Here is a 25,357-nt window from a genome sequence, read left to right as displayed (position 1 = left end):
AATCAAAAATTACTCCGAAGGAAAATGTCTGCAGCAATAAAGAAAATCAAAATTGGGATTCAATAGTTCCTAGGCAGTCATTGCGCAAATAAACCGGAACGTTTGATAATTGTGAATAAGAATCTTTTAACCACGGTAACTATTGGTTCTCTCATGTCATCGTTGAATAAAATTTAAACCTGAATACCAGACATGTCAGCAAAATGAAAAAAATAGTCATTCTCACCGGAGCAGGCATTAGCGCCGAAAGCGGAATAAAGACTTTCAGGGATGGCGACGGCCTTTGGAAAACCCACCGTTTTGAAGATTTAGCCACACCGGGAGCATGGGAGAAAGACCCGGCGCTTGTGCTTGAGTTTTATAATGCAAGGCGCAGGCAAATGCTTGAAGTAAGGCCAAATGAAGCGCACTTTGCTTTGGCAATGCTCGCAGAGAAGTTCAATGTGGAAATCGTCACCCAGAATGTGGACGATCTGCACGAAAGAGCGGGCTCCGGTAAAATTCTCCATCTTCATGGCGAACTAAGGAAAGCCAGAAGCACGGTTGATCCGGGATTGGTATATGAAATCGACGGCTGGGAGCTGAAAATTGGCGACAAATGCGAAAAGGGAAGTCAACTCAGGCCTCATATTGTTTGGTTTGGTGAACCCGTTGATGAACTTAACCATGCAATTGAGATGGTAAAAACTGCCGACCTGATGATGATTATCGGCACCTCGCTGGTCGTTTATCCTGCCGCCGGCCTGATCCGCTATACACGACAGAGCATTCCGAAATATATTATTGATCCTGGTGCACCAAGATATTCCCCTGAAAAGAACCTTACATTTATCAATGAAAAGGCTTCAAAGGCGGTTCCGGAATTGGTAAAACAACTTTTAACCAATGGATTTTGAATTGCTTATGGATGATTATCTGCTAAATAAAGCCAGGAAATATTGCGCAGCAAATGAGCACTGCAAATCAGAAGTTGCACAAAAGCTAACAGCCTGGGGAGCTACACAAGAGATGACCGATGATATTATCAGTCGGTTGGAGGATGAAAATTTCATCGCAGAACAGCGATTCGCCGAATTGTTCACAAGAAGCAAAATTAACCAGAATAAATGGGGGGTGGTGAAAATTGAACTGGAACTTGAGAGACGAAATATTCCGGTGCAAATCATTAGAAAAGCCCTGAGTGAAATTGACCAGTTTCAGTACCTGAAAAACCTGGAGCATTTGGTCAGAATAAAATCAAAGGAATTAAAGGAAAACGATCCATTCATAAGAAAACAAAAACTAATGGCGTTCTTAAGCTCCAAAGGTTACGAACCTGAACTATTGGAACACCATTTTGAATAGAACATTACAATTAAATATCACATGACTTTACCCGAAAACATCAAAGAGCTTGGAAAACGAGTAGGCGCTCTTAGGAGGTACCTTTGACATTGACGCCAAACTTGAACTGATAAAGGAAAAAGAGAAAATCTCACACCAGGAGGGTTTCTGGAACGACCCAAAAAAAGCCGAACTAATCATGAAAGAGATCCAGAGTATCAAATCCTGGACCTCGGCCTATGAGAATTTGATGACGGCCTATGAAGACCTGATAGTTATTTTCGATTTTTATAACCAGGGAGAAGCCGGTGAGCCTGAGTTGGACAAGGCTTACCAGGTGGCTGCCAGGCTGCTCGATGACCTGGAATTCCGAAACATGCTGAGCGATGAAGAGGACAAACTGAGTGCAGTAGTGCATATCAATCCGGGTGCTGGTGGTACTGAGAGTCAGGACTGGGCCGAAATGCTGATGCGGATGTACATCCGATGGGGTGAACTCAACGGCTATAAAGTAACCGAACTTGATTTTCAGGAAGGCGAGATGGCCGGGATTAAATCGGTGTCGCTTGAATTTGAGGGTGAATACGCTTACGGTTACCTGAAGTGCGAAAATGGTGTTCACCGGCTGGTGCGCCTTTCACCATATGATGCAGCTAACAAACGCCACACTTCTTTTGCTTCAGTGTATGCCTACCCGCTGATTGACGAAACCATCGAAATTGTGATCAATCCTGCGGATATTTCATGGGACACTTTCCGTTCGAGCGGGCCGGGCGGGCAGAATGTGAACAAGCTCGAAACGGCTGTAAGGTTAAAACATGCCCCCTCAGGAATTATTGTCGAATGCCAGGAAACCCGTTCACAGGCGCAAAACCGAGAAAAAGCCTTACGAATGCTAAAGTCGCAGTTGTACGAAATCGAATTGCGCAAGCGGCAGGAAACACAAAACGAAATTGAAGGGACAAAGCGCCGGATTGATTTTGGATCACAGATCCGGTCTTACGTGATGCACCCCTACAAACTTGTAAAAGATGTCAGAACCGGCTATGAAACCGGCAATGTGCAGGCTGTGATGGATGGCGAAATTGATGGCTTTATCAAGGCCTACCTGATGGAGTACGGACAAAAAAAACCGGTAAAATGAAAATTTACGGCATCATTCCCGCAAGGTTTGCCTCCACAAGATTTCCGGGCAAACCACTGGCCGATATCAAAGGAAAGTCAATGATCCGGCGCGTATATGAACAAGCTTCCAAATCAGTTTTGTTGAATAAGGTGATCGTTGCGACTGATGACCAACCTATTTTTGATCATGTAGCGGCTTTTGGCGGCGAGGTAACCATGACCTCATCCGATCATCAAAGCGGAACCTCGCGCTGCTTTGAGGTTGTTGAAAAAATCAACGGAAATCTTCCTGATGTTGTGATCAACATCCAGGGAGATGAGCCCTTTATCGACCCACAGCAAATTGATAACATGGCCCGATTATTCACAGATCCTTCCGTTCAGATTGCTACGCTGATCAAAAAGATCAGCTCACCCGAAGAGCTTTTCAATCCAAATGTTGTGAAAGTTGTGACCGGCACAGATGGCAAAGCCATTTATTTCAGCCGATCACCAATACCTTATCTTCGCGGGGTTGATCAGAAGAACTGGCATGATACAACTGATTTTTTTAAACACATCGGTATTTATGGTTATCGAATCAATGTATTGGCCGAAATTGTAAGCCTTCCACCATCAAAACTGGAGTTGGCCGAGTCGCTCGAACAACTGCGATGGATCGAAAACGGTTTAGTTATCCACACCACCGAAACTGATCTTGAAGGCTTTGCAGTGGACACTCCGGAAGATCTTGCAAAAATTATCAACATTTAATCTTCGTAAAACTACTTTGATGTACCTTAGCAGGTCGAAAATTTAACCATCGAATCATGGAAATCAGCAATTATATTGGAGAATTATTGCATGAGCACGACTGCGTAATAATGCCAGGTTTTGGAGGGTTTGTGTGCAATTATCAACCCGCACAGATCCACCCGGGTCAACATTCATTTCATCCTCCCTCCAAAAAGATTTTATTCAACAAGGAGCTGAAATCCAACGACGGCCTGCTGGCCAGCTATATTGCCATACAAAACGGCATTTCATTTGAAAGTGCTTTGCAACAGATTGAAGATGCTGCCGGCGAACTGTTGTTGCGCATTGAATCAGGAGAGCGCGTCAATTTGGTAAATATTGGAATACTTTATCTCGATACCGACGCCAATATCCAGTTCGAACAGGACAATACGGTCAACTACCTGAAAGATGCCTTTGGTCTTTCGTCATTCGTTTCACCCCCAATCCAGCGTAACATTCATCGCCAGGTCAGGAAAACCGAACCTGTTTATACCGATCGCAGGCAGCAACCAAAAAATAAAAAAAACCTCAGGACTGCCACTTACTGGACATCCGGCGTTGCTGCCACTTTTCTGCTCATTACACTGGTAATGATAAATTTCGACAGCCTCAATAATTTTGTAAAAAATGAAACCGGATTTCTCCCTACTTTTTCATCAAAAACTGAAACTCACCTGCATATTGCCGAAAATACCGACCCTGTCTGGTTACCGGTACAAACAAAGATCATCCCTGAAGCACAGCCAAATCCTCAGCCAAATCAGGAAGATGATTTGGTCTCAAAAAATATTTACCAGATGAATACCGGAGCCGATGAAAACATTGAGCCAAAAACTGAACCGGTGGCAAGCGCAACCCCGGTTGAAGAAGAAATCAAACCCGTTGCTCCGACAGAGAAACTTAATACCAGGATGTACCACCTGATTGCCGGTTCATTCGAAAAAACTGAGAATGCCAATATCCTCATCGCTGAATATGCCAACGACGGTTACGACCCGAAAATCATCGGTCAGGCTGATAATGGTTACTACCGTGTTAGCATTGCCGCTTTTATCAGAAAAGAAGAAGCACTGACTGAACTTGAAAAAGTCCGGGTAAAATACAATCCCAACATCTGGCTGCTCAGGCTATAATCAATTTTCCTGGTAATCAAAAGAAACCTGCGCCAGTGACCAAAAGGAAACATCAACATTTTGCTGAAAACGCAACTTTTCCGCATTTTTTTCAGCCAAACTTCGATTTACTCAAAGAGGGTTTCCCCCTCAAAGGGAAATGGAGAACTGATTTTTTCCACAACCAAAATCCCCTTGTAGTTGAGCTGGGTTGTGGTAAAGGAGAATTTACAACGGGTCTGGCAGCACGTTATCCTGACAAAAATTTCATCGGAATTGATGTGAAAGGGGCACGAATGTGGCGCGGTGCCAGAACTTCATTTGATGAAGCCATGACCAATGTTGCTTTTGTTCGCACGCATGTTCAGCTCATCAGCGATATTTTCGCTCCCGGAGAAGTGGATGAGTTGTGGATCACCTTTCCTGACCCTCTCCCGCAAAAACCAAGAGCTAAAAAACGACTTTCTTCACCACAGTTTTTAACCCGTTACCGCCATGTTGCCGGCAGTAACGCTATCGTTCACCTGAAAACCGATAGCACCGCCTTTTTCGATTACACCCTCGAAGTGATCGCCGAACAGAATCTTAACCTCCTGTTTCACACTTATGATGTGGACACTAACCCCGGAAACGACGATGTGGTTTCTATCCGAACTTTTTACGAAGAAATGTTCAGGGAGAAAGGAGAAAAGGTCAAGTATCTGAGGTTCAAACTTTTTTAAATCATAGAAGCCTTTTCCTTCATGAGTTGAATATGCTAAAACCAGCTAATTGTTTGTAGCACAAAATTATTTTACTGACACACAGCAAAAAAGAGATGCCCGCTTTTGAACTCGCGGGCATCTTTTCATCTGAAACAATCAGATAATTGTGATCTATGTAAGAGCCAAATTTATTGTCCTCTCCCTGAACTGAGGTACTGATCGTATTGCTCTTTGGTCAGGATTTTCTTTAGCTCGCCTTGAAAGTTCTCGCTATTCTTATTGTATCTCACAATTTTCTCCTCCTTTGTAAGCCCTTCCTGTTTTTGGATTGAATTTACATTGCTGAAAGCATCGTACAAAACCGCTTGTACTTTAGTTTCCTGGTCGGAACTCAAATTCAACTGCGTTTTCATTTCCACCAATTTTTTCTGTGTGGATGCCAACGCTTTCTGATCAGCAGGTTCACTGGCAGTTAAAATGAAAGTCATAAATGTGAATGCTGTAACTAATACGTATGATACTATTTTTTTCATGTCTTTATGCTTTAAATGTTTTAATTCAATTATTAATTACCGGATATTGAAAAACCTAAAGAAAACCACACCTGCAATTAAACCTACCGCAAGCAAAATACTCCAGGGTTGTATTGGAACAGCAGGTGGCGCCTGGGTTGCAATCAACTCAACATCATCAACAAAAAAATTGGTGGTAGTTGGTCCGAAAATCTCACTGTAAAACTTTACATTGTGTGAATTGCCATCTGCATAAGCACTTACATCAAGCGTTACCTGGGTGTAAGTTAAATAACCAGGGGTACTTTCCAAAAAAGTAGCAATGGTGTTACCGTCAATTTCTACTGTGAGATAATCCGAGCCATTGCCGCTTGATACAGGAATTTCAAGCCAGAAGCTCAAATTTGCCGTTCCATTGGGAATAACCAATGACTGACTCATTTCTCCGGCCTCATAAGCAGAAATACCACCAAACCACGCCCACCAGCTTCCAGTGTGTGGGCCGGTACCTAAACCTGTCCCACACGAACCAATTGTACATAACGGTGTTCCAAAATTTGTTGATGACTCAACCCATGAAGGGTTGGGTGTTCCCGCTTCAAATCCGGGATCAGCAATTAGGTTTTGCGCCATTACAGGCAAAAAGGCACTCATGCTTAAAAATAGCATCAGCAAAATCAATCCTCGGGTAAATTTTTGTTTTAACATAATTGTAAAAATTAGTAATTAATGAATTTGAACTTATCGTGGCAAAAATAATACATGAGTACTGTTTTACCAATTTATTAATTCTTAAAAAGTCACAAAAAGAGAGACATCTTTTAATAAATATTTGATTGATAAATATTTGTTAATTTGAAACAACAATGTCAAAATTGGACAATTTAAGAGAAATCTCAAATTAATGGTCATCTTAATGCTTGAATCCTAAGTCCGGTATACAATACTTTCACTTAAAAACGGCGGTGTAGCCTCCGTTCACCTTAAAACCGACAGCACTGCCATTTTCGATTACACCCTCGAAGTAATCGCTGAACAGAATCTTAACCTCCTGTTTCACACTTATGATGTGGACACTCATCCCGGAAACGACGATGTGGTTTCCATACGCACATTTTATGAAGAGATGTTCAGAGAAAAGGGGGAAAAGATCAAATATCTGAGGTTTAAGTTGGGTTAAAGACAGGTTTCTATGACCAAAGTGTAAAATCAAAAATACACTTTATGCCAATTTCTGTAAAATGAATAAAACACTTTTACCCTGATTTTGTAAAACAGAAAAAACACTTTTACTTTTTCTTTCGCTCCTGACGTGCCTTTTTCCGGTTTTCTTTTTCCTGTTTCTTTTTTTGCTCTTCGGGTGTAATGTTCTTGCTTGGCAGCACTGAAGCCATTACACCATTCAACAGGGACTTGATGATATAGTTGAAAACACCTTTATTCAGGTCGCGATCGTAGTGAATATATGCAGTTTCAACATCCCCGGTTTTCTTGTCAAGTTTAAAAATGCGAATGGTAGCATTGGCCAGCGAACTGAATAGTCCCCGGTCTTTCAGCCCCTCCTCATCTTTATCTTTTAACAAGGTAATTTTTAGGTCTTTGTATTGCAGGTGCATTTCACCGGTGGCATTTGTTCGGCTGGCGTTCACGTTAAAGGTTGTTGAAACCATGTACCCAGAATCAATACGTATGTGCTCATTAGGGACAATCATCTGGTTTAATAAAGTCATATCCATCCCTCCAATACTGCCGGAAAAGCTGAAATCAGCCGGATGGGAAGAGCCATGAAAATCTATCAGGACTTCGTAGCTGCCATGCCCGAATACTTTACCTGTCAACTCCCATTTCATGTGACCTGAGGTATTTTTCACGGTTTCAATATTTGTAACATTGTTCATTGTTGCTTGCATGTTTACGATCGGTACCTTCCCGGCCTCACTTGCACCAGCTATCTGTTCCTGGTAAAATATTTCGGCATTGGTCACTCTTACTGCTCCGATATTCAGTCCAACATCCATTGATGCCAGCGCTTCCTGCGGAAGTTTCGGGAAAATAGTGAGATCGGGTTCAACACTTTTATCCCTGTAAATATCGAGCATCACCCCATCAACAACAATTTCATCAATCCAAATCTGCCCTTCATTCTGCCATTTCTCAATATCCCATTTTCCAATTGTTATTTTTTTTGCTGCTACGTCCATCCGGTCAGTCTGCCGCCTGAATTTCCTGCCAAAAGACTGTTTATCGTACTGTGGGATAAGTTTAAAATTTTCAGCTATTATGACGAATTCCGGCAGGTTAATTTCAAGGTTGCCCAAATTGATCTTGTAGAATCCATCATTTGTGAGGTAATTGATGTTCTTAAAACCTAGGGTGAGTGTGCCCGATTTTTCAGAAAAGACAATTTTACCTTTTTCATTTGGCTTAAAATCGATGGCATCCCCGGCAATTGTCACATTACCGACACTGAAAACACTTTTTTTGTGGTTTCGGTCATAAAACTCAAACTGACCTTCGCTTACCAGCAGTTCGTCAACGATGATGTGTGGCAGAGCAGTCTTTTTTGTCAGTGTATCCGGCAGTCCTTGCTTTTTGAGTTCAAGGATCATTTTCTTTTCCTTTGCAGTCAGGTGGTCAATCAATTTGATGGATGGTTCATCAATCCCAACAGACTGCAGGGAGATGCGTCCAAGATCTCCGGACAGGTTTCTTGTCAGGCCGGATATTGAAAGTTTTTGCAGGTTCAATTCCAGTAATAGCGGGTACTTAAAGCGCAGGCTGTCCGGTGTATCGAAAAAAGTACTTTTCGGGCTGATTTTAACCCCCTTCAGGTGAACTTTTCCGGAAATCAATCCAATTCCAATTCCATCATATTTGATGTCATAAACCTGGCTAAGTTCAGATCCTGTATAGTACTTTTGCAGGTAAGTCTCAACAATCTTTTCAGCATACCGGTCAAACAGGATAACAGCGCCGACAATAATAAAAACCAGGATCAACACAGCAATCCCGGAAACACGAATCAGCTTGGGCAATTTCATGGTAAGGATGTTAATATGTAGAACAAAGATAAAGGATTTCAAATGTGTGCATATATAATTTCAATTCAATAGTTTACTTTTGCGTTAAAATCATTTTTTATGAACCAGCCATTAACCATTCTTGCTGTAGATGACGAAAAACGGATCACCTCGCAGCTTGTACATCACCTTTCACGAAGAGGTTTCAATGTGTATGAGGCGAACGACTCAGCTACTGCTTTTGCAACCCTTGAAAAACAAAACATAGATATCGTATTGCTCGATTTTATGATCCCCGGCGACCTGAACGGTATACAGATTTTAAAAAAGATCCGGCAGGACAATCCTGCCACCGAAGTAATCATGGTGAGTGGCCAGGAAGACATTGATGTAGTGATTGAGTCACAGCGGCAGGGAGCAATTGATTTTGTGCGAAAGCCTTTTAATATTTCCGAAATAATATTTGCCATCGAGCGCACCGGTAAATATGTTCAATTGGCCCAAAAGTTAAAAACAGTAGAAAATCAGCGCTCACTGATTTCCCGTGAACTGGAGTCGGTTATTGAGCGCGATTTCATAGGAGTTAGCGAGAGTATCCGCAAAGTAACCGAAATGGCAATTCGTGTTGCCAAAGACCGGGATGCCAGCGTTCTGATTACGGGTGAGAATGGCACCGGCAAAGAAGTCCTGGCACGAATCATCCATTATGCGAGCGACAGAAGTAAAAAACCATTCGTCCCTGTCAACAGCACTGCCATTCCCGATACGCTGATCGAAAGCGAGTTTTTTGGTCATAAAAAGGGAGCATTCACCGATGCCAAAGAGGACAAAAAAGGATTTTTTGAACTGGCCAACGGAGGAACCCTTTTTCTTGATGAGATTGCTGATATGCCTTACTCGTTGCAGGCCAAACTGCTCCGGGCCATGGAAGAGCGAAAAATCACCCCGGTAGGCGGCTCAAAAGAAATTGAGGTGGATTTACGAATCATCTCCGCGACAAACAAAGACATCGAGCAATTGATTGATGATCAGAAATTCCGGCTTGATCTTTATCACAGGATCAACACCTTTACCCTTCATATTCCTCCTCTGCGCGAGAGGCCGGGCGATGTGGAGCCATTGCTCAGGCATTTTGTAACCATGCTTTGCAGTAAAAAGAAAAGAAGCATCCCCGAAATTGAAAAAAACGTATTTAGCCACCTTAAGCCTTATCATTTCCCCGGAAATGTTCGTGAACTGCGCAACCTTGTCGAACGCGCCCTGATCCTGTCGGACGGAAAGCAACTTACCGTGGATGATTTTATGATTAAAAACGAGAAGAGCACAAAGAGTGAAATAGCTACCTTCAATCTTGACGACCACGAAAAATCAATCATCGAAGCTGCACTGAAAAAGACTGACGGCAACCAGATCAAAGCTGCCGAACTGCTTGGCATTTCGCGCGACGCCCTGAAACATCGCATTCAGAAACATGGAATTGTGATCCATAAGGTTGTGGAGTAATCTGTTAATTTTGCCGGCCTAATTCGTGTCAGCAAGAAAACACCCTGTATTTGATTTTCAACGATTTAATTACCCCACCGTAAAGGGAGTAAATCGTTGAAAATCATTGCTACCGGAATTTATCCCGACAAAGTCGGGAGGGTTGGGGCAAACAATGATTTTCAACAAATGGAGTTTTCTTGCTGACGCTAATTCGAACAAATGAAAATATTTAAATTTGGAGGAGCATCTGTAACCAGCGCTGCAGCGGTTAAAAACGTTGCAGGCATTCTGTCACACTTTGCCGAAGAGCAGTTAATCCTGGTTTTTTCGGCCATGGGTAAAACAACCAACGCCCTGGAAAAAGTCGTCAATGCGGCTTTTTACAAAACTCCGGATTTAAAAAGCAAAATATCGCTGGTAAAAGATTTTCATGTTGAGATTGTAAAAAGCCTGTTTGATCAATCTTCACATTCTTGTTATGAGCAGGTGAGCCGGGTTTTTAAGAAATTGGAAGCATTGACAGACCAGCCGGATTGTTCGTATGACGAATTTTATGACCGTATTGTTCCTTTAGGTGAAATCCTGACGACAACGATTATCAGCAATTATCTGACGGAATGTGGATTGAAAAACAGCGTAATTCAAGCCACTGAGATGATTGCGACCAACAACCGGTTCAGAGATGCTGCGGTGGATTGGATCAGAACGGAAGAGTTGATCACCCGGCAAATAAACGCAACAAAACTTAACCAGGATGGGCAAATGATGATTACACAGGGATTCATCGGCTTTTCGACTGATGGGAAAACCACCACTTTAGGCAGAGAAGGTTCTGACTTCACCGCCTCCATTCTTGCCTACTGCCTCAACGCAGAAGAGGTGATCGTTTGGAAAGATGTGGATGGCCTGTTGAATGCTGACCCGGCTTGCTTCAGCGAAACCGTGAAGATTGACCATATTTCCTATTATGATGTGATCGAACTGGCATTTTACGGGGCAAAGATCCTTCATCCAAAAACCATTAAACCCCTTCAAAACAAATCAATCCCACTCAGAATCAAATCTTTTTTCCATCCATTGGCCTCCGGAACGCTCATCGACAACCATAGTTCAGGAGATACCAACGTTCCGTTTTTCATCAAAAAACAGGATCAGGCACTGGTCTCATTTGTCTCGAAAGATTTTTCCTTTATTGCCGAAGACAAATTATACAAGCTTTTCGGTGTATTCGATCAACTGAATTTAAAAATCAACCTGATGCAAAACGCGGCCATCAGCTTTACGATCATCACCAATGATCCGGCTGATAAAATGAACGCAATGCTAGACGAGTTGAAAAATGAATTCGACATCCGCTATAACAGGGGGCTTGAGTTACTTACCATAAGAAATTTCAATGACCTGATACTTGATGTATACTTCAAAGGGAAATCTATATTGCTTGAGCAGCGCAGCCGGCGTACCATCCAGGTGGCCTACCTGCCCCATTCCACAACAAATTGATCGATGGTGTTTTTGCTAAAATTCTATTTTTGCAAATTAGTCTGTCAATTCCTAAAACTCCCAACGATGAAAACAATATTATCCTGGTTTCTCATGCTGTTTTTATTCCAGGCATCTGCATTTTCACTTCCGGCCTCCAATCCTCCGGAGAAGAAAAATGAAGACATCTTCATCATTCATTCCTGGTTTTTCGGAAATTCGATCCCGGCAGCCACGCCTTTACAAACCATTGATGCGACATATGGGCAACTCAGCGGGGGGATGCTCCAATACCATTCAGCGCTTACAGGTTATCCGTTTAACCCCTTCAGCCCAAATTGGAGAAAAGCATCCCTGGAACGTAAGGACTCCCCTACTCCAATTAATTATCAACCATCGGCCAATAATCACATCACCTATGAAGCTTCCGGGATGACCGGCATACTGGTTAAGCAGCCATTTGCGGGAAATGGGGGAGAAAATACACTCGTTTTTCATCTCCCCTCCACAGGATTCCGTGAGTTGGTTTTCCGGTTTGCCGCTAAAGACGAAGGCGCTGCGGATGCATTAAAAATTGATTATTCCGTCGCCGCCGGTAACCCTGTTTGGATCTCCACCGGACTGATAACTACCGTTTTTCCGCTTGACAGCGAATATCTGCTTTATGAAATCAGTTTTACCGACAGCGCCACCCAGTCGCCACCTCCTCCACCGGGTCATGGCCTGGGCGATGACCAGATTTCGATGGGAACGTTTATGCTGGTCAACAACAACCCGGACTTCAGTATCCGAATCCGGTTTCTCGGCAGCAACATGATGGCAGATGAGAATAAAAATGTCGTTTTCAATAACTTCAGTCTCGAAGGCAAGGTAGCAGCAAATGCTTACCATGTCATCAATCTGACAGAAGGCTGGAGTGGAATCTCATCTTATATCATCCCCACCAACCCGGAGTTGGACCGGATTTTCTACCCCGCCAGAAACCAATTGGTCATTCTACAGAATTTCAGTGGATTTTACTGGCCTTCAACCGGAGTCAATACCTTGAATCAATGGAATTATCAGACGGGTTATTCGGTAAAAGTTGAAAATCCATCACAAATAGTTATTGGAGGCGAAATGCAGGAAACTCTTACTTTAACACTAAATGCAGGTTGGAATTACCTGCCCGTAATGACTGAATGCCCTCAGCCCGTTGCTGAACTTTTTGCTGAGGTGTCCAATAATTTGATCGTTGTCAAAGAAATAGCAGGAAACCAGGTTTACTGGCCTTCGATGGGAATTAACACTCTGCAGGTAATTGCGCCTGGCAATGCTTATTTGACACTTTTGCAAAACCAGGCAACGATTGAATTTCCGGAATGTGATGGCCAATCTGATGGAATAGCATTTACAGAAAAATTCAGCCCTGAAACGGCAGATGTACTCCAGACATTTCAGATCCATCCCACCCCTATCATGCATACAATTGCTATCCCTACCACATCGGCAATTCATTTACAACCAGGCGATGCGATCATTGCAACAGGAGCCGATAGTAAATACTATGGTGCTGTAACCTGGCAACACGAAAGCACTGCAATTACTTTGTTCGGCGACGATCCGACAACCACCGAAAAAGACGGGCTGATTGAATTTGAAGAGTTTAATCTTCGATTGAAAAGGGAAAGTACAGACAAGATATTGCATCTCAACGTGACCTACCATCCTGATTTACCTCAAAATAGCGGATTTTTTGTAACCAACGGTTTATCCGCAATTGCAAGTATGGAGGCTTCGAATGTTGCACCCATTCAACCTCTCACTGGCAGGCAGGTTCACATCGTCCCAAATCCTGCGGGAAACGAAATTGTTTTGTCTGTTGAGGAGATAATTTTTGAATCGGGACATCTCGTAATCAGAGGAATTGACGGAAATTATAGGGCTGAAATCCAACTTCATCACAATCCTTCAACAATTGACGTCAGTAAACTGAAGGCGGGTGTTTATCTGTTGCAGGTGAATGTGAACGGTGAAGTGATCAATACACGAATGGTGAAATTATAACCTTAACCCCGGGAATTTTACAGTTTCACGATTCTCCTCATCTGGCTCTCGTTGTTGAATATCAGCCTGACAAAGTAGATTCCGGGGCTGAGTTGGTGTAAAGTAAGTTCACGCTCAGCCGGAATGTTTTGCATAATTATGTTTCCGCTCACATCCCAAAGATCAAATCGAATTTCTCCATCAAAGGTTTTTGCAATGTTCAAATTGTTGGTGAACGGATTTGGAAACAAATGAATTCCTCCAGGCGGAATCTCAGTAACGCTGCTGGCTGGTTGCCAAAGTACTTCATACAAATAGCCGCCACCACGCTTACTCCCTTCTTCGATCAGAAAAAGTCTTTCATTGTCAACAAAATCTACCCCTTCAATCTGAACAATGGGTTCAGAAAAAAAATGTTCGGTTTTATCGCCTTCGAAAAAATGATTATACGGGTAATTGACAAATGATACGATTTTGGTACTCGTAAGCAAAATAACCTCTCCTGTTTCGAGGTTGAGGTCGGCTGATGTTACCCTCGCTTCACTATCGGTAAATCCCAGAAAAACCGAACCCATCAGCATGGCAGTATAATTCCCCGGATTTGCCGGTAAGCGGTACATTTTGCACATTCCGTTCTGCGGGATGCTGCGGTTTTTAGTAAATAAATAAAGCGAATCACTTTTCCAAAGCATCGCCTCGATGTCGAAATTGCGGTTGGGTTCGGGGGGTGGAAAATTATACTGGTCCTCAAAAATAAAATTGATTGTTTCTGCTTCCACCACGCTTCCGACAATGGTTGCAGGGTCAGGAATTCTGTGAATTTTCAGGTCTGTCCGGTTGTTTTCATTATTTCCTGCATCGTTGATATAAATCCGCCCCTGGTCGTCCCTTGCCAGATCTTCCCAATCAATGTTTGTGGCATTCAGGATCAGCAGTGCACGTACCAGGTTCCCGGTAGTATCAAAACAAAACAGTTCATTGGTATTTCCGGCATCATTGTGTGACCAGATGCGATTGGGACCGGCAACAGCAATACCGGAACTTTCATACACTGCAACAGGTATCTGAATCACCGGGCGTGCGATGATGATTCCGGAATTAAGTTTTTCATTTAAATCGGGGTCGACTTTTATCGATTGTGATTTGACATCAAAAAGGGAACCCGAAATAAAAAGAAGCAGTATGGTGAAACAAATGGAAATTCTATTCATCAGTAAGAAAATTGATTTTCAACAAAGTAAGCTTAAAACTCTATATTGGTTCAAATTATTTCCAAAAAATACCAAAATCACCCATCGGTTTTATCCCTTGCTTTGCAAACAATGCTTCAATTGATGAGACTTTACCAGGTTGAAAAGGGGCTTTTTATCAGCCTGACATTGTAATAGCGAACATCGCCTGTTACCTCATCTCCAAGCCAATCCGGCTTTGAAAATTGTTCGTCCTCCGAATTCAGTTCAATTTCAGCAATGATCAGTCCTTCATTACGTCCGTGAAACTCATCTACTTCGAAGGTGTGTTCTCCGTATTTCACCAAATACCTGGTTTTTTCGATGACTCCGGGTTCACATATTTTTAGCAGTTCATGCCCTTCATTCACCGGAATTTCTTTCTCCCATTCGTATCTGGTTGTTCCTTCCTTATTACCGATACCTTTAATGGTGATGTATCCCTTGTCGCCCATAACCCTGACCCTGACAATCCGCTCCGGCGTCGACGAAATAAATCCCTGTATAATCCTTGTACTTTTAGTTGCAAAAGGTTTAAAGTTCCCTTTAACTAAAAATTTACGTTCGATTTCCTGTGCCATGGATTGATGATTTGATTTTAAAAACGCAGCTTAACCATTTGATCAACATTTGTTTATTTTTTTAAGGGAATACCCTTTATGATAACTTCCTTGAACCGCCAGTTTCCTCCGGGAGAATAAGGATTTCCATCAATTGTTCTTGCTCTGTGATAGGCCTCATCCGCCCCGTAATTTTCGCCCAGTCCATCGTCAAAGGCCACCGGCGAAAAGATGGATACGATCCGCAGTCCAAAGTCGGGATTGTTGTTGGCCTCAGTTACCTGACCCAAATCGAAGGTAAAAGTATAAAACAAATCATGTGGAGATAAACCTCCATTGTTATTAAAAGCTTTCCGCCAGAGGCCCCCTCCATCGGGAGTGTAAAGAATTTCGGCCCATCGGGAAGCTGTTCCCGATGCTCGCTGCTTGAATTCAAAAGAAATAAAATCAAACCCAACAGTGCTGAACATCAGTTCCAACCCTGCTTCTCCAGAGTATTCAAACTGCCCGGGGAAGTCAGTAATTCTGAGTGAAGAATCCTGTGACACTTCCACTACACCTCCGACTAAAATAACTGAACCAGAGCCAATTTCAGGGGTCAAATCGCCATCTTGATCAAAATCCCACTTCACAATGATTTCTGAAACAGGAGGGCTTTCGATATTTGCAGTGCCTTTGGTAACATAATCTAAAATTCTCCAATTGCCTGTTCCATCAGGATAACGACCATATGACTGATTCTCTGACAAAAAGGGGAATTCAATGGCATCAATTACTGACCCCTGCTGATTTTCAAGCCAAACCTTTTCACCCTCGGCAATTAACCCAAATCCACTCCCATCAGGGGAATTGTCATCAACAATGATGTAAATGAATCCTTTTGCCGGAATGATCGTTCCCGAAGGAAATTTTTTCTTTGGCCTGCTGCCTGAATATCCGCCATCGTCATAAATGCTATAGTCACTGATGTTGGCCTGTGTGTCGGAGAGATTGAAAATTTCAATCCAATCTGGCGCCTGGCTGGTCCCCTGGGAATAAATTTCGTTTAGCACCACGTCGGGAGCCCCGACTATGTAAGATGCCGGTACAGTTGGAGCCCCATCCGGTAAGTAGGCCATATTTCCACTATTGTTTTTTGCCTCAATATAATAGCTTACTATGGTGTTGACAGGCTGGCCTGGTATTATCCCTGTGTACTTATCTCCGGAATGATCTGTTGGAAAAGACTGAAAAGTCCCCTGGTTAAAGCTATAAAATAAGAGTACAGACATTATCCCTGATTCATCAGAGGCAGATACGGACACAATTGCTGATTCGCCGGCGGATGGTATTCGTGGTGTGACCTGTAGATTGGTGAGCAAAGGAATGGTTGCCGGTTCTGTGTCTTCAGAACAGCCTTCCATCAATGGCAGAGAAACCATTAAAAATAATAATGCAGTGATTGTCCGCTGGATCATCATTGAATTCAACTTAAAATATTGGCAAAGATAATGAATGCCCGAGGATAATCCTTTCCATAGGGATTTTGCATGATTTTCGACTTACTTCGTTGATTTCAGGATTGCAATAAGCGAGGAGGCTAACGAAGCCCTTTAACTCTGGGTAATCCTGCAACAAAATCTTTCAGGTAAAAGGGCTCAAAATAAGCCACATTTTCAAAATCGTTCTTTTCAAATTTCTCCATGGCAAGCGATACCATAAATTTTGCTGAAGGCTGAAAAGCGTCAAGTAAAATTGCGTTGTGGTGTGTCAGAATCGCCTTACATTTCTCAGCGCCATCCCCTCCGAAAACAATCACATGGTTTTTCAATTCCTCCGAAAAAGAGTCCATGCTGATCACCTCCGCTCTTATTTCTCTAATCTGTTGGTTGTTTTTATCGAAAATAGCTGAATAAACTTCCATCCTCTTTGCATCAATCATCGGGCAAAAAAGAAAATTGTCTGCCAATCTTTTTTCAGTGCGGCAACCCTCTGTCATACCCACTGCCATTGAATGCAGTGTTCCAATGGAGATCAGTGGTTTATCGAGAGCAAAACAAAGTCCTTTTGCGACGGACACACCAATGCGTAAACCCGTGTAGGAACCGGGGCCTTTGCTCACTGCAACAGCGTCAATCATACCAGGTTTTAGGTTATTTTCATTCAACAATTCATTAATCCACATCGTAATAACTTGTGAATGTGCATTTTTCTTGTTGCTTTCTTTGCAGGAAATGAGGGTTTTATCATCACTCAGGGCAACCGAACAAAACTGTGTAGCAGTGTCAATATGAAGAATAACAGGCATATATGTAGCGATTGTAGGAAAAGTTTGTGTTTTACCAGGTACTTTCAGCAAATGAACTTATGACTGCAAAAGTATGACATAATTTGTGAAGAGATTTCGGTTAAGACTGCGGAGATTGTGAAATTGATTTCCATAACGGCAATAGGCTAAACATCTGCACAAAGTATTGTTGTGAGAGTTAATTGCGGCTACCTGGTACGGTCTGTAGTGTAAATAACCAATTGCTCAAACGAACGACGCATAGGAGATCCGGGAAAGTCAGCCAACAAATCAAAAGCCTTTTGCCGGTACTCTATCATCTTTTGGGTGGCATACTCAATCCCACCGCTTTGATTCACCTGATCAATCACTGCATCCACTTTTTCGCTGTTGTTATTGTGGCGTTTCACCACATTAACCACTTTTCTTTTTTCCCAAAATGAAGAGTTGTTCAACATATAAATAAGGGGCAGGGTCATTTTTTGTTCTTTGATATCAATACCATTGGGTTTTCCTACGCGCTTATTGTCCTGGTAATCGAACAGGTCGTCTTTGATCTGGAAAGCAATACCGACATATTCACCAATCTGGTGCATTTTCTTCACTGTATCTGGGTCTGCGCCTGCCGAATGAGCACCGGCAGCGCAACAGGAAGCAATGAGGGAGGCTGTTTTTTTTCGGATGATCTCAAAATAAATCTCTTCCTTAATGTCGAGCCTGCGGGCTTTTTCGATCTGAAGTAGCTCACCTTCACTCATTTCGCGTGTAGCATTTGAAACGATCTTCAGCAGGTCAAACTCATTGCTGTCAAGCGCAAGCAACAATCCGCGCGAAAGAAGATAATCGCCAACCAGCACGGCAATTTTGTTTTTCCAGAGTGCATTAATGGAGAAAAATCCCCTTCTAAGGTTTGAATCATCCACCACATCGTCATGAATGAGGGTTGCGGTGTGAAGCAACTCGATCAGCGATGCTGCACGATAGGTTGATTCGGTGATTTGCCCGGTAATTCCGGCTGAAAAGAAGACAAACATCGGCCGCATCTGTTTGCCTTTTCGCCTGATGATGTATTGTGTGATGTAATTGAGCAAGGCAACCCGGGTTTTCATGGAATCACGGAATTTATCCTCGAATGAGGCAAGATGCTCGCTGATGGGCTGCTTTATGTCTTTGAGATCAGGCATGAAATATTTTGGCGATCAAAAGTAGATAATTTATCTGACGTGCTGTTTTTGGTCAAGATAACATTCCGCTTAAAAAATTGTTTTAAGAGAAAAGAAAGCTTATGGATAACGTGAATTCATCATCTGGGTTTCTGTTCAGCGAGACAGTTTTTGGCCCCATAAAAAGCAGGAGACTAGGCAATTCATTGGGAATTAATTTATTACCTACAAACAAGAAAATCTGCACTTTCGATTGCATTTACTGTGAATGTGGCTGGTCTCCTGACGAAACAGGGGTTTTGGAACAATTGCCTTCTCGCGCCCAGGTGGCCGAAGCATTAGAAACAAAACTGATTCATCTCAAGGTTCAAAACAACATCCCGGATTCCATCACTTTTGCCGGTAATGGAGAACCTACCATTCATCCGGAATTCCCGGGAATAATCTATGATACTTTGAAACTTCGTGACAAATTCTTCCCTGACGCCGAGGTTACAGTATTGTCGAACTCGAGCATGATCCATAAAACCGAAATTTTTAACGCGTTAAGCAAAGTTGACAATAACATCCTTAAACTTGATGCCGGGCTTGAATCTACCTTCCAACTGATCAACCGGCCCCGATCGAAGGAACTTACACTGGACCGGATTGTGCAAAACCTTCGAAAATTCGGACATAAAGCCATCATTCAAACACTTTTTCTTACCGGCGAAGTTGACGGACAAACCGTTGACAATACCACCACTGCCGAAGTACATGCATGGCTTGGCCATATCCGATTTATCAAACCCCGGTATGTCATGCTATACCCGATCGACCGGCAGACCCCTGCACCAGGGCTTAGGGTGGTACCTAAAGAAGAGCTGATGAAAATTGCCGATAAGCTGAGCCAAATCAGGGTGAAGAGTAGTGTTTACTAAGAAAGTTGAATGTAGTACACAGGCAAAAAGAAGGAACTGGTGGCTGTTGGAAATCCATCAAATTTGATTTTCAACAGTTTATCCCGGATGTACCTTTTCATCCGACTGATTGTAAGTGAAAAGTTTCATGTAAATTTGACCAATAAATGCCTTGAACATGAAGCAACTCTATGATTATCCTGTAAAAATTCTTTTGGCCTTTGAGATGGCTGTAGCCGGAAAAAAAGAATTTTTCCAGTGGCTGTTTGATAACGGGTATCCCGAACTGGCGGCACTTTCCAACGCCATTCGTGCAAACACGCCAGCCATCCAATGGCTGATCAGCAATGGTTACCGGCATTATGCAGCCTTTGATGCGGCTGCAGTGGATGATAACAGGGCACTCGATTGGCTAAAAAAAAACAATTTCACCTTCCTGGCACTGCTTGCGGAAGCCTGCCGCGGCGATGAAAAAGCCATTCAATGGCTTCATTCACAAAACCTAGAAATATTTATACGGATTGCCCAAAGAGTAAAAACATTCGTTGACAATCAGACCTTTGATTATCATAGAATGCCATTTTAATGGACGTTTACCAGGTAATTCGGTTTCTTAAAAATCAAGCTTTCTTTTCCTTTAATCCAAAAGTTTCAAGTGTGGTATAAATCGGGCCGCGTGGTGTGAGTTTGCTTTCGATCAGTTCAAACCGGCTGACCTGAATATTTTGAAGGTAAGTGGTCTTAAACCTGTCGATCACCTGCTGAAAGTACTTTTTGCTTTCGAAGTGCTTGATCCTGCCAATAGTAAGGTGTGGTCTGAAATGCTGTTCATCACGCGGAAAGCCATGATTATGGAAAGTGTTCAATACATCCTCTGCAAGCATCCCAATGGCTTCCAAATGGCTCATTCCAAACCAGATGACCCGTGGGTTGTATGAACTTCCAAAAATGCCGGTACCTGAAAGATCAACTTCAAATGAAGGATGACGAGATGCGATTTCAGCAAACAGGTCGATCATTCCTGGGATGCTGTCTTCGGGGGTGTCGCCAAAAAATTTGAGCGTGATATGGATTTTACGATCATCAACCCAGGTAATCTGCCCGGCTCTGAGCATTTGCCTGAGTTCGCTGTAGGTTTTCAAAAATGTGGCGTCAGGATCAACCTTGATGGCTGCAAAAAGTCGTTTCATGCCTGATCAGAATTTGTTGAAGCGCTTTCCGAATGTGAAGTTAAGGTAAAAGTTAAGGAAATAATAGTGGGGATCGTTGAAAGCCATGATGGGTACCGGGATCGGAAATCCATCAAGCAAAAGCCCTAATTCCAGAGACTTAACCTTTGTATTGTATTCACCAAATTCAAAATTCAATCCTGCCTTTCCGTAAAAGCCAGGATAGAATTTGGTTTTTTCGATGCCATCAAGGAAAGGAGCGCGTCCGTAAATGTTGTCGATAAAATGCTTTTCAGGGTCATAGCGCTGGCTTTCGATGGTATTGAAGCCGCTTTGATTGATAATATAAAGATAAATAGGCTTGGCAATTCCGAGTGAAAGGCCTCCATAGTAGGTGAACCTCACTTCTACCCCACCCCAGTAAGGCTTGGTATTAAGTAAGTGTTGCTGCCCAAGCCCTGTATGCATCACATATACTTTATTCAACTTCCCGTAAACGTAGCTGTTTGCGTTGCTGTAATAGGTGCCGTAAAAATTCACCCTGACCTGCTTGTCCGAACGCATTCCGGCAAACTCCACTTCCCACAGATTTTTCCTAAACCAGTTGGCGTTGTAACCTTTCCTGATCAGAAATCCAAATCCACCGGTGTGCAACATAGCCCCACCTGTCGTTTCATGGCGGAGGATTACCTTGTTGAGCACGGTATCAATACGATCAAACTCAGTGAGGTCAGACTGTGCAAAACAATTCGCTCCAGAAAGCAGCAGAAAAATGAATATTATGTGGAAAAAATGACGCATCAGGACACTTTATTAATGAATTGTTCTGATGTCACAATTGTTCACAATGAGAAGGGTAAATTATCTGCGGGCGTCACGCTGAAATTTCCTGACTTCGCCATACGATGAACATTCGCCCGTTGATTTGCAGGAGGTGAATATATACCCCACCATGAGGACAATTGCAAACATGATTGCAGCTTTGATTACTTTTTTCATACTTTTACGCACCGTTTTATTTAACGCCTGATATTGAATTGAAAAATTGAAGTAAAATTTTTAAAGCAAACATTTTTTTATTCATAATATTGCCGGCTAAAAAATTTTTAAGGGGTTTAAAATTACTAAAGATGGCTAAAGTCAATCCAACGATAGAAGAAAGCTGGAAAAAGTTACTTGCTGATCAGTTTGAGGCCTCCTATTTCGAACAGTTAAAGGAGTTTCTGATTGAGGAGAAATCAAAATACACGATTTATCCTCCGGGACCGGCTATCTTTACTGCATTCAATCTCACACCGTTCGATAAAGTGAAAGTTGTGATTCTCGGCCAGGATCCATATCATGGTCCCGGCCAGGCACATGGACTTTGTTTTTCTGTTCCGGAAGGTGTGCAGCAACCCCCTTCACTGCAAAACATTTTCAAAGAGTTGAACAATGATCTCGGGATTCCGTTTCCCCGGAATGGAAATTTGAAAAGTTGGGCCGTACAGGGCGTCCTTTTACTCAATGCAACCCTCACTGTCAGGGCACAGCAGGCCGGATCGCATCAGAACAGAGGCTGGGAACAGTTTACCGACGCCGCTATCGCAAATTTATCGAAATATAGGGATCACCTTGTTTTTTTGCTTTGGGGAAATTACGCCATTGCAAAGGAAGCTTTGATAGACACCAGGAAACATTTGACGCTGAAATCGCCTCATCCTTCGCCACTTTCTGCCAGCAGAGGATTTTTTGGAAACAAACATTTTTCAACAACCAATGCTTACCTGAAAACAAACGGAATTGAGGAGATTGACTGGAGGGTAGAGTGAAAAAATTGGGGAAATGCTTGCCCGATGCAGAAGCAGTATGCGGCGGGGAGTGATGGAGGAATGGTGCAGGGGAGAGATAATAAACTGGTATGTGGACAACTAAAAGTAGAATCTAAATAAATTGAATTTTTCATAACCATAAAACTTTAAAACGATGACGAGAACAATGAGAACAGGATCTTTTTTTGTAATTCTTTTTATGTTTGGGCTTTTTGCAACAGCCGTAAAAGCGCAGGTCAAAGGCAATGATATAGTGGGTATTTGGCTGAATGAGGACAAAGATGCTCATGTGAAGATTGAGAATAAAAATGGCGTTTTTTATGGGAATGTTGTTTGGCTCAAAACCCCCATTGATGATGAAACAGGAAAGCCAAAACTGGATAAGAAAAACCCGGATGAACAATTAAAAAAACGGCCAATCATGGGACTTACTCTACTTTCAAATTTCAAATTCGATGGCGATGACGAATGGGAAGGTGGTGAGATCTACGACCCGAAAAGCGGGAAAACCTACAGTTGTTATATGGCCTTTACTGACGATACCAAAAACATCCTAAAAGTTCGCGGCTACATTGGGATTTCACTGATTGGAAGGACGACCTACTGGACAAAAGTGGAGTAATTTCATCTGTATCATTTGAAAAATAAGGCTATCAAAGGGCTGATTTCACTATTTCATGAACACGCTCGCTGAGTTTCGCTTTTTGATCAGGGCTTAATGTTGAAACATCAATAGCCGGATGGATCGTCAGGGTTAGCCTTGAAGAAGCGATTTTACCGGTAGTTTCAACAATGTTATAAGTGCCATTGATCGTAACAGGCACAGCAAAGCAACCGGAACCTGTCACCAGTTTGAAGCTGCCCGGCTTGAATTGCCCCATCACAGCACTCCGGCTTCGTGTACCTTCAGGAAAAATCACCATGGGGTGACCCTGCTGGATATTTTCGATGGCACGATTGATTGCAAACACAGCATTGCGGGCATTCAGGCGGTCAATCAGCACACATTTCATCGCTCGCATCCAGATATTAAGGATGGGAATTCTTCCTAACTCCACTTTTGCAATAAAACCAACGGTCTTTGGAATATAACCAACGATAAGGGGGATATCGGCCAAACCCTGGTGATTACTGATAAAACACACATTCCCGATTTTTGGAATATTTTCCTTTCCTTTCACCAACACCTTTATTCCAAACAACACAAACACAAACCTTGAATAGAATCCTGCAATTGCATTGACCATAAAATCGGCTGTTTTATGCTTCCCAAAAAGCATCAGGATAAAAGCCGGTAGCATGAGAAAAGGGGAGAGCACTGCTAAAATGGCTAAAACCGTCACAAATGCAACATTGATCCATGCAAGTTTAAAGGGTACTTTTTGTTTGGTCATTGGCCCAGAATAAATGCTGAAGAATTTTTCACGGCAAAAGTAACCAAATCCACTATATTTGCCGCTTGATTTAAAAATGAGGAAAATACAATGAAAAAACAGCCGCGTCTCTCTTTCTGGCAAATCTGGAACATGAGTTTTGGATTCCTTGGAATTCAATTTGGGTTTGCCCTTCAAAATGCCAATGCATCAAGGATTCTACAGACCTTCGGCGCAGACGTTGAACATCTCTCTTGGTTTTGGCTGGTAGCACCCCTCACCGGGATGATTGTGCAGCCTATTGTTGGGTATTTCAGCGACCGGACCTGGAACCGCTTTGGCAGACGCCGTCCCTATTTCCTTGCCGGCGCCATTCTTACGAGCATCGCCCTGATCCTTATGCCGAATGCCCCTTCACTGGCCACCTTCATTGCACCGATGTTTATTGGCGGCGGGTTGTTGATGATTATGGATGCTTCAATCAACATTTCGATGGAACCTTTCAGGGCGCTGGTAGCCGATAAACTACCTCCCGAGCAGCACACACTCGGGTTCTCCATTCAGTCGCTTCTAATTGGAATCGGAGCTGTGGTGGGCTCATGGCTTCCCTACATCCTTGGTAACTGGTTTGGAGTTTCCACCGAAGCCGCCGGTAAAGGACTTGTTCCTCCAAATGTTGTGTACTCATTTTACTTCGGCGCCGCTGTCCTCATATCCGCCATCGTCTGGACGGTGACTACCACGAGCGAGTATCCACCGGAATTTTACGATGATGAAAAAAAAGAAGAAAAGAAAACGACCAAATTCAGGATTCCAGCCACCATGTGGCAATTGCTGGCTGTTCAATTTTTTTCCTGGTTTGCTTTGTTCTCCATGTGGGTTTTTACTACCCCGGCCATTGCGCAACATTTTTTTGGAACCACCGATCCTGATTCTGCTGCCTATCAACAAGCCGGTGACTGGGTGGGATTGCTTTTCGGAATTTACAACGGAGTGGCTGCAGCCATCGCACTATTGCTGCCAAAAATAGCCCGTATCATCGGGCGCAAACCTACCCATGCCCTTGCGCTCGGTTTGGGTGGATTGTCTTTCCTTTCGTTTGCCATAATACCCAATCATGAGCTGCTTTGGATACCGATGATCGGGATTGGGATTGCCTGGGGAAGCATACTTGCCATGCCCTATGCCATGCTGGCCAACTCCATCCCCGCCAAACAAATGGGAATGTTTATGGGACTTTTCAATATGTCAATCACCATCCCGCAGATTGTGAATGGTATTTTTGGCGGTCTGATCGTAAAATACCTGTTCCAGGGCGACCC

General features: G+C 42.9%; 27 protein-coding genes. 14 read left to right on the top strand and 13 right to left on the bottom strand.

Translation table 11 applies throughout. From position 1 onward, the window contains the following. Positions 1 to 203 precede the first annotated feature (203 nt). The 6 genes from IH598_10350 (at position 204) to trmB (ending at position 5,059) form a co-directional block, all read left to right on the top strand. A complete protein-coding gene (locus IH598_10350) occupies positions 204 to 896 on the top strand; it encodes an NAD-dependent deacylase (GenBank protein MBE0638910.1) in 693 nt (230 codons plus the stop codon). Beyond that, complete coding sequence (locus tag IH598_10345; GenBank protein MBE0638909.1) at positions 886 to 1,344, top strand: RecX family transcriptional regulator; 459 nt, start codon at positions 886 to 888, stop codon at positions 1,342 to 1,344. The genes IH598_10350 and IH598_10345 overlap by 11 nt, the downstream gene beginning before the upstream one ends. 88 nt (positions 1,345 to 1,432) lie before the next feature. Further along, on the top strand, positions 1,433 to 2,467 hold the full coding sequence (gene prfB, locus IH598_10340) for a peptide chain release factor 2 (GenBank protein MBE0638908.1): 1,035 nt from the start codon (positions 1,433 to 1,435) through the stop codon (positions 2,465 to 2,467). Continuing rightward, positions 2,464 to 3,201 carry a 3-deoxy-manno-octulosonate cytidylyltransferase gene (gene kdsB / locus IH598_10335; GenBank protein MBE0638907.1) on the top strand — a complete coding sequence of 246 codons (738 nt, stop codon included), beginning with the start codon at positions 2,464 to 2,466 and terminating at the stop codon, positions 3,199 to 3,201. The genes prfB and kdsB overlap by 4 nt, the downstream gene beginning before the upstream one ends. 56 nt (positions 3,202 to 3,257) lie before the next feature. Continuing rightward, positions 3,258 to 4,358, top strand: a complete 1,101-nt coding sequence (locus IH598_10330; GenBank protein ID MBE0638906.1) for an SPOR domain-containing protein — start codon at positions 3,258 to 3,260, stop codon at positions 4,356 to 4,358. A gap of 35 nt (positions 4,359 to 4,393) precedes the next feature. Then, a complete protein-coding gene (trmB, locus tag IH598_10325) occupies positions 4,394 to 5,059 on the top strand; it encodes a tRNA (guanosine(46)-N7)-methyltransferase TrmB (GenBank protein MBE0638905.1) in 666 nt (221 codons plus the stop codon). A gap of 170 nt (positions 5,060 to 5,229) precedes the next feature. On the opposite strand, the gene IH598_10320 is transcribed toward trmB, so the two are convergent. From IH598_10320 to IH598_10305, 4 genes are all read right to left on the bottom strand, one after another. Continuing rightward, complete coding sequence (locus tag IH598_10320; protein MBE0638904.1) at positions 5,230 to 5,574, bottom strand: hypothetical protein; 345 nt, start codon at positions 5,572 to 5,574, stop codon at positions 5,230 to 5,232. A gap of 36 nt (positions 5,575 to 5,610) precedes the next feature. Beyond that, positions 5,611 to 6,261 (bottom strand): hypothetical protein, encoded by a 651-nt coding sequence (locus tag IH598_10315; protein ID MBE0638903.1) that lies wholly within the window; start codon positions 6,259 to 6,261, stop codon positions 5,611 to 5,613. Positions 6,262 to 6,502: 241 nt separating this feature from the next. Beyond that, positions 6,503 to 6,766, bottom strand: coding sequence for a hypothetical protein (locus IH598_10310; GenBank protein MBE0638902.1), 264 nt, complete (start codon positions 6,764 to 6,766; stop codon positions 6,503 to 6,505). A 76-nt stretch (positions 6,767 to 6,842) separates the two neighbouring features. Continuing rightward, complete coding sequence (locus tag IH598_10305; protein ID MBE0638901.1) at positions 6,843 to 8,594, bottom strand: hypothetical protein; 1,752 nt, start codon at positions 8,592 to 8,594, stop codon at positions 6,843 to 6,845. A gap of 99 nt (positions 8,595 to 8,693) precedes the next feature. Between IH598_10305 and IH598_10300 the strand changes: the two genes are divergently transcribed. The 3 genes from IH598_10300 to IH598_10290 all read left to right on the top strand — a co-directional run bounded on the left by IH598_10300 (position 8,694) and on the right by IH598_10290 (position 13,586). Beyond that, a complete protein-coding gene (locus IH598_10300) occupies positions 8,694 to 10,076 on the top strand; it encodes a sigma-54-dependent Fis family transcriptional regulator (GenBank protein ID MBE0638900.1) in 1,383 nt (460 codons plus the stop codon). 201 nt (positions 10,077 to 10,277) lie between these two features. Continuing rightward, on the top strand, positions 10,278 to 11,561 hold the full coding sequence (locus IH598_10295) for an aspartate kinase (protein MBE0638899.1): 1,284 nt from the start codon (positions 10,278 to 10,280) through the stop codon (positions 11,559 to 11,561). A 66-nt stretch (positions 11,562 to 11,627) separates the two neighbouring features. Next, on the top strand, positions 11,628 to 13,586 hold the full coding sequence (locus IH598_10290) for a T9SS type A sorting domain-containing protein (protein MBE0638898.1): 1,959 nt from the start codon (positions 11,628 to 11,630) through the stop codon (positions 13,584 to 13,586). Between the two features lie 17 nt (positions 13,587 to 13,603). Here IH598_10290 and IH598_10285 read toward each other — a convergent pair whose 3' ends face one another. From IH598_10285 to IH598_10265, 5 genes are all read right to left on the bottom strand, one after another. After that, the gene (locus IH598_10285; protein ID MBE0638897.1) at positions 13,604 to 14,776 is read right to left on the bottom strand and encodes a T9SS type A sorting domain-containing protein; all 1,173 of its coding nucleotides are present in this window, start codon (positions 14,774 to 14,776) and stop codon (positions 13,604 to 13,606) included. A gap of 131 nt (positions 14,777 to 14,907) precedes the next feature. After that, the gene (locus IH598_10280) at positions 14,908 to 15,375 is read right to left on the bottom strand and encodes a CYTH domain-containing protein (GenBank protein MBE0638896.1); all 468 of its coding nucleotides are present in this window, start codon (positions 15,373 to 15,375) and stop codon (positions 14,908 to 14,910) included. A 53-nt stretch (positions 15,376 to 15,428) separates the two neighbouring features. Beyond that, positions 15,429 to 16,811 carry a lamin tail domain-containing protein gene (locus tag IH598_10275; protein ID MBE0638895.1) on the bottom strand — a complete coding sequence of 461 codons (1,383 nt, stop codon included), beginning with the start codon at positions 16,809 to 16,811 and terminating at the stop codon, positions 15,429 to 15,431. Between the two features lie 122 nt (positions 16,812 to 16,933). Then, entirely contained in the window at positions 16,934 to 17,641 is a 708-nt protein-coding gene (gene tsaB / locus IH598_10270) for a tRNA (adenosine(37)-N6)-threonylcarbamoyltransferase complex dimerization subunit type 1 TsaB (protein ID MBE0638894.1), read from the bottom strand. Between the two features lie 188 nt (positions 17,642 to 17,829). Further along, complete coding sequence (locus IH598_10265) at positions 17,830 to 18,804, bottom strand: polyprenyl synthetase family protein (protein MBE0638893.1); 975 nt, start codon at positions 18,802 to 18,804, stop codon at positions 17,830 to 17,832. 101 nt (positions 18,805 to 18,905) lie between these two features. On the opposite strand from IH598_10265, the gene IH598_10260 reads away from it, so the two are divergent. Together IH598_10260 and IH598_10255 are read left to right on the top strand one after the other, a co-directional pair. Then, positions 18,906 to 19,703: a radical SAM protein gene (locus tag IH598_10260; protein ID MBE0638892.1), complete on the top strand. Its 798-nt coding sequence runs from the start codon at positions 18,906 to 18,908 to the stop codon at positions 19,701 to 19,703. Between the two features lie 157 nt (positions 19,704 to 19,860). Beyond that, positions 19,861 to 20,268 carry a hypothetical protein gene (locus IH598_10255; GenBank protein MBE0638891.1) on the top strand — a complete coding sequence of 136 codons (408 nt, stop codon included), beginning with the start codon at positions 19,861 to 19,863 and terminating at the stop codon, positions 20,266 to 20,268. Positions 20,269 to 20,302: 34 nt separating this feature from the next. Here IH598_10255 and thpR read toward each other — a convergent pair whose 3' ends face one another. The 3 genes from thpR to IH598_10240 are packed head-to-tail and all read right to left on the bottom strand — an operon-like array spanning position 20,303 to position 21,850. Beyond that, the gene (thpR, locus tag IH598_10250) at positions 20,303 to 20,872 is read right to left on the bottom strand and encodes an RNA 2',3'-cyclic phosphodiesterase (GenBank protein MBE0638890.1); all 570 of its coding nucleotides are present in this window, start codon (positions 20,870 to 20,872) and stop codon (positions 20,303 to 20,305) included. 6 nt (positions 20,873 to 20,878) lie between these two features. After that, positions 20,879 to 21,652: a hypothetical protein gene (locus tag IH598_10245; GenBank protein ID MBE0638889.1), complete on the bottom strand. Its 774-nt coding sequence runs from the start codon at positions 21,650 to 21,652 to the stop codon at positions 20,879 to 20,881. A gap of 60 nt (positions 21,653 to 21,712) precedes the next feature. Then, the gene (locus IH598_10240; GenBank protein ID MBE0638888.1) at positions 21,713 to 21,850 is read right to left on the bottom strand and encodes a hypothetical protein; all 138 of its coding nucleotides are present in this window, start codon (positions 21,848 to 21,850) and stop codon (positions 21,713 to 21,715) included. A 131-nt stretch (positions 21,851 to 21,981) separates the two neighbouring features. Between IH598_10240 and ung the strand changes: the two genes are divergently transcribed. Together ung and IH598_10230 are read left to right on the top strand one after the other, a co-directional pair. Beyond that, positions 21,982 to 22,662 (top strand): uracil-DNA glycosylase, encoded by a 681-nt coding sequence (gene ung, locus IH598_10235; protein MBE0638887.1) that lies wholly within the window; start codon positions 21,982 to 21,984, stop codon positions 22,660 to 22,662. A gap of 166 nt (positions 22,663 to 22,828) precedes the next feature. Continuing rightward, positions 22,829 to 23,284 (top strand): DUF2147 domain-containing protein, encoded by a 456-nt coding sequence (locus IH598_10230; GenBank protein MBE0638886.1) that lies wholly within the window; start codon positions 22,829 to 22,831, stop codon positions 23,282 to 23,284. Positions 23,285 to 23,315: 31 nt separating this feature from the next. Here IH598_10230 and IH598_10225 read toward each other — a convergent pair whose 3' ends face one another. Then, on the bottom strand, positions 23,316 to 24,056 hold the full coding sequence (locus IH598_10225; GenBank protein MBE0638885.1) for a 1-acyl-sn-glycerol-3-phosphate acyltransferase: 741 nt from the start codon (positions 24,054 to 24,056) through the stop codon (positions 23,316 to 23,318). A 90-nt stretch (positions 24,057 to 24,146) separates the two neighbouring features. On the opposite strand from IH598_10225, the gene IH598_10220 reads away from it, so the two are divergent. Beyond that, the coding region (locus IH598_10220; protein ID MBE0638884.1) for an MFS transporter at positions 24,147 to 25,357 on the top strand (1,211 nt) is incomplete at its 3' end.

The sequence above is a fragment of the Bacteroidales bacterium genome, from assembly GCA_014860585.1.
Lineage (GTDB): Bacteria > Bacteroidota > Bacteroidia > Bacteroidales > 4484-276 > RZYY01.
Note: the sequence above shows the minus strand (reverse complement) of the source record. Positions and strands in the feature narration are given on the sequence as shown.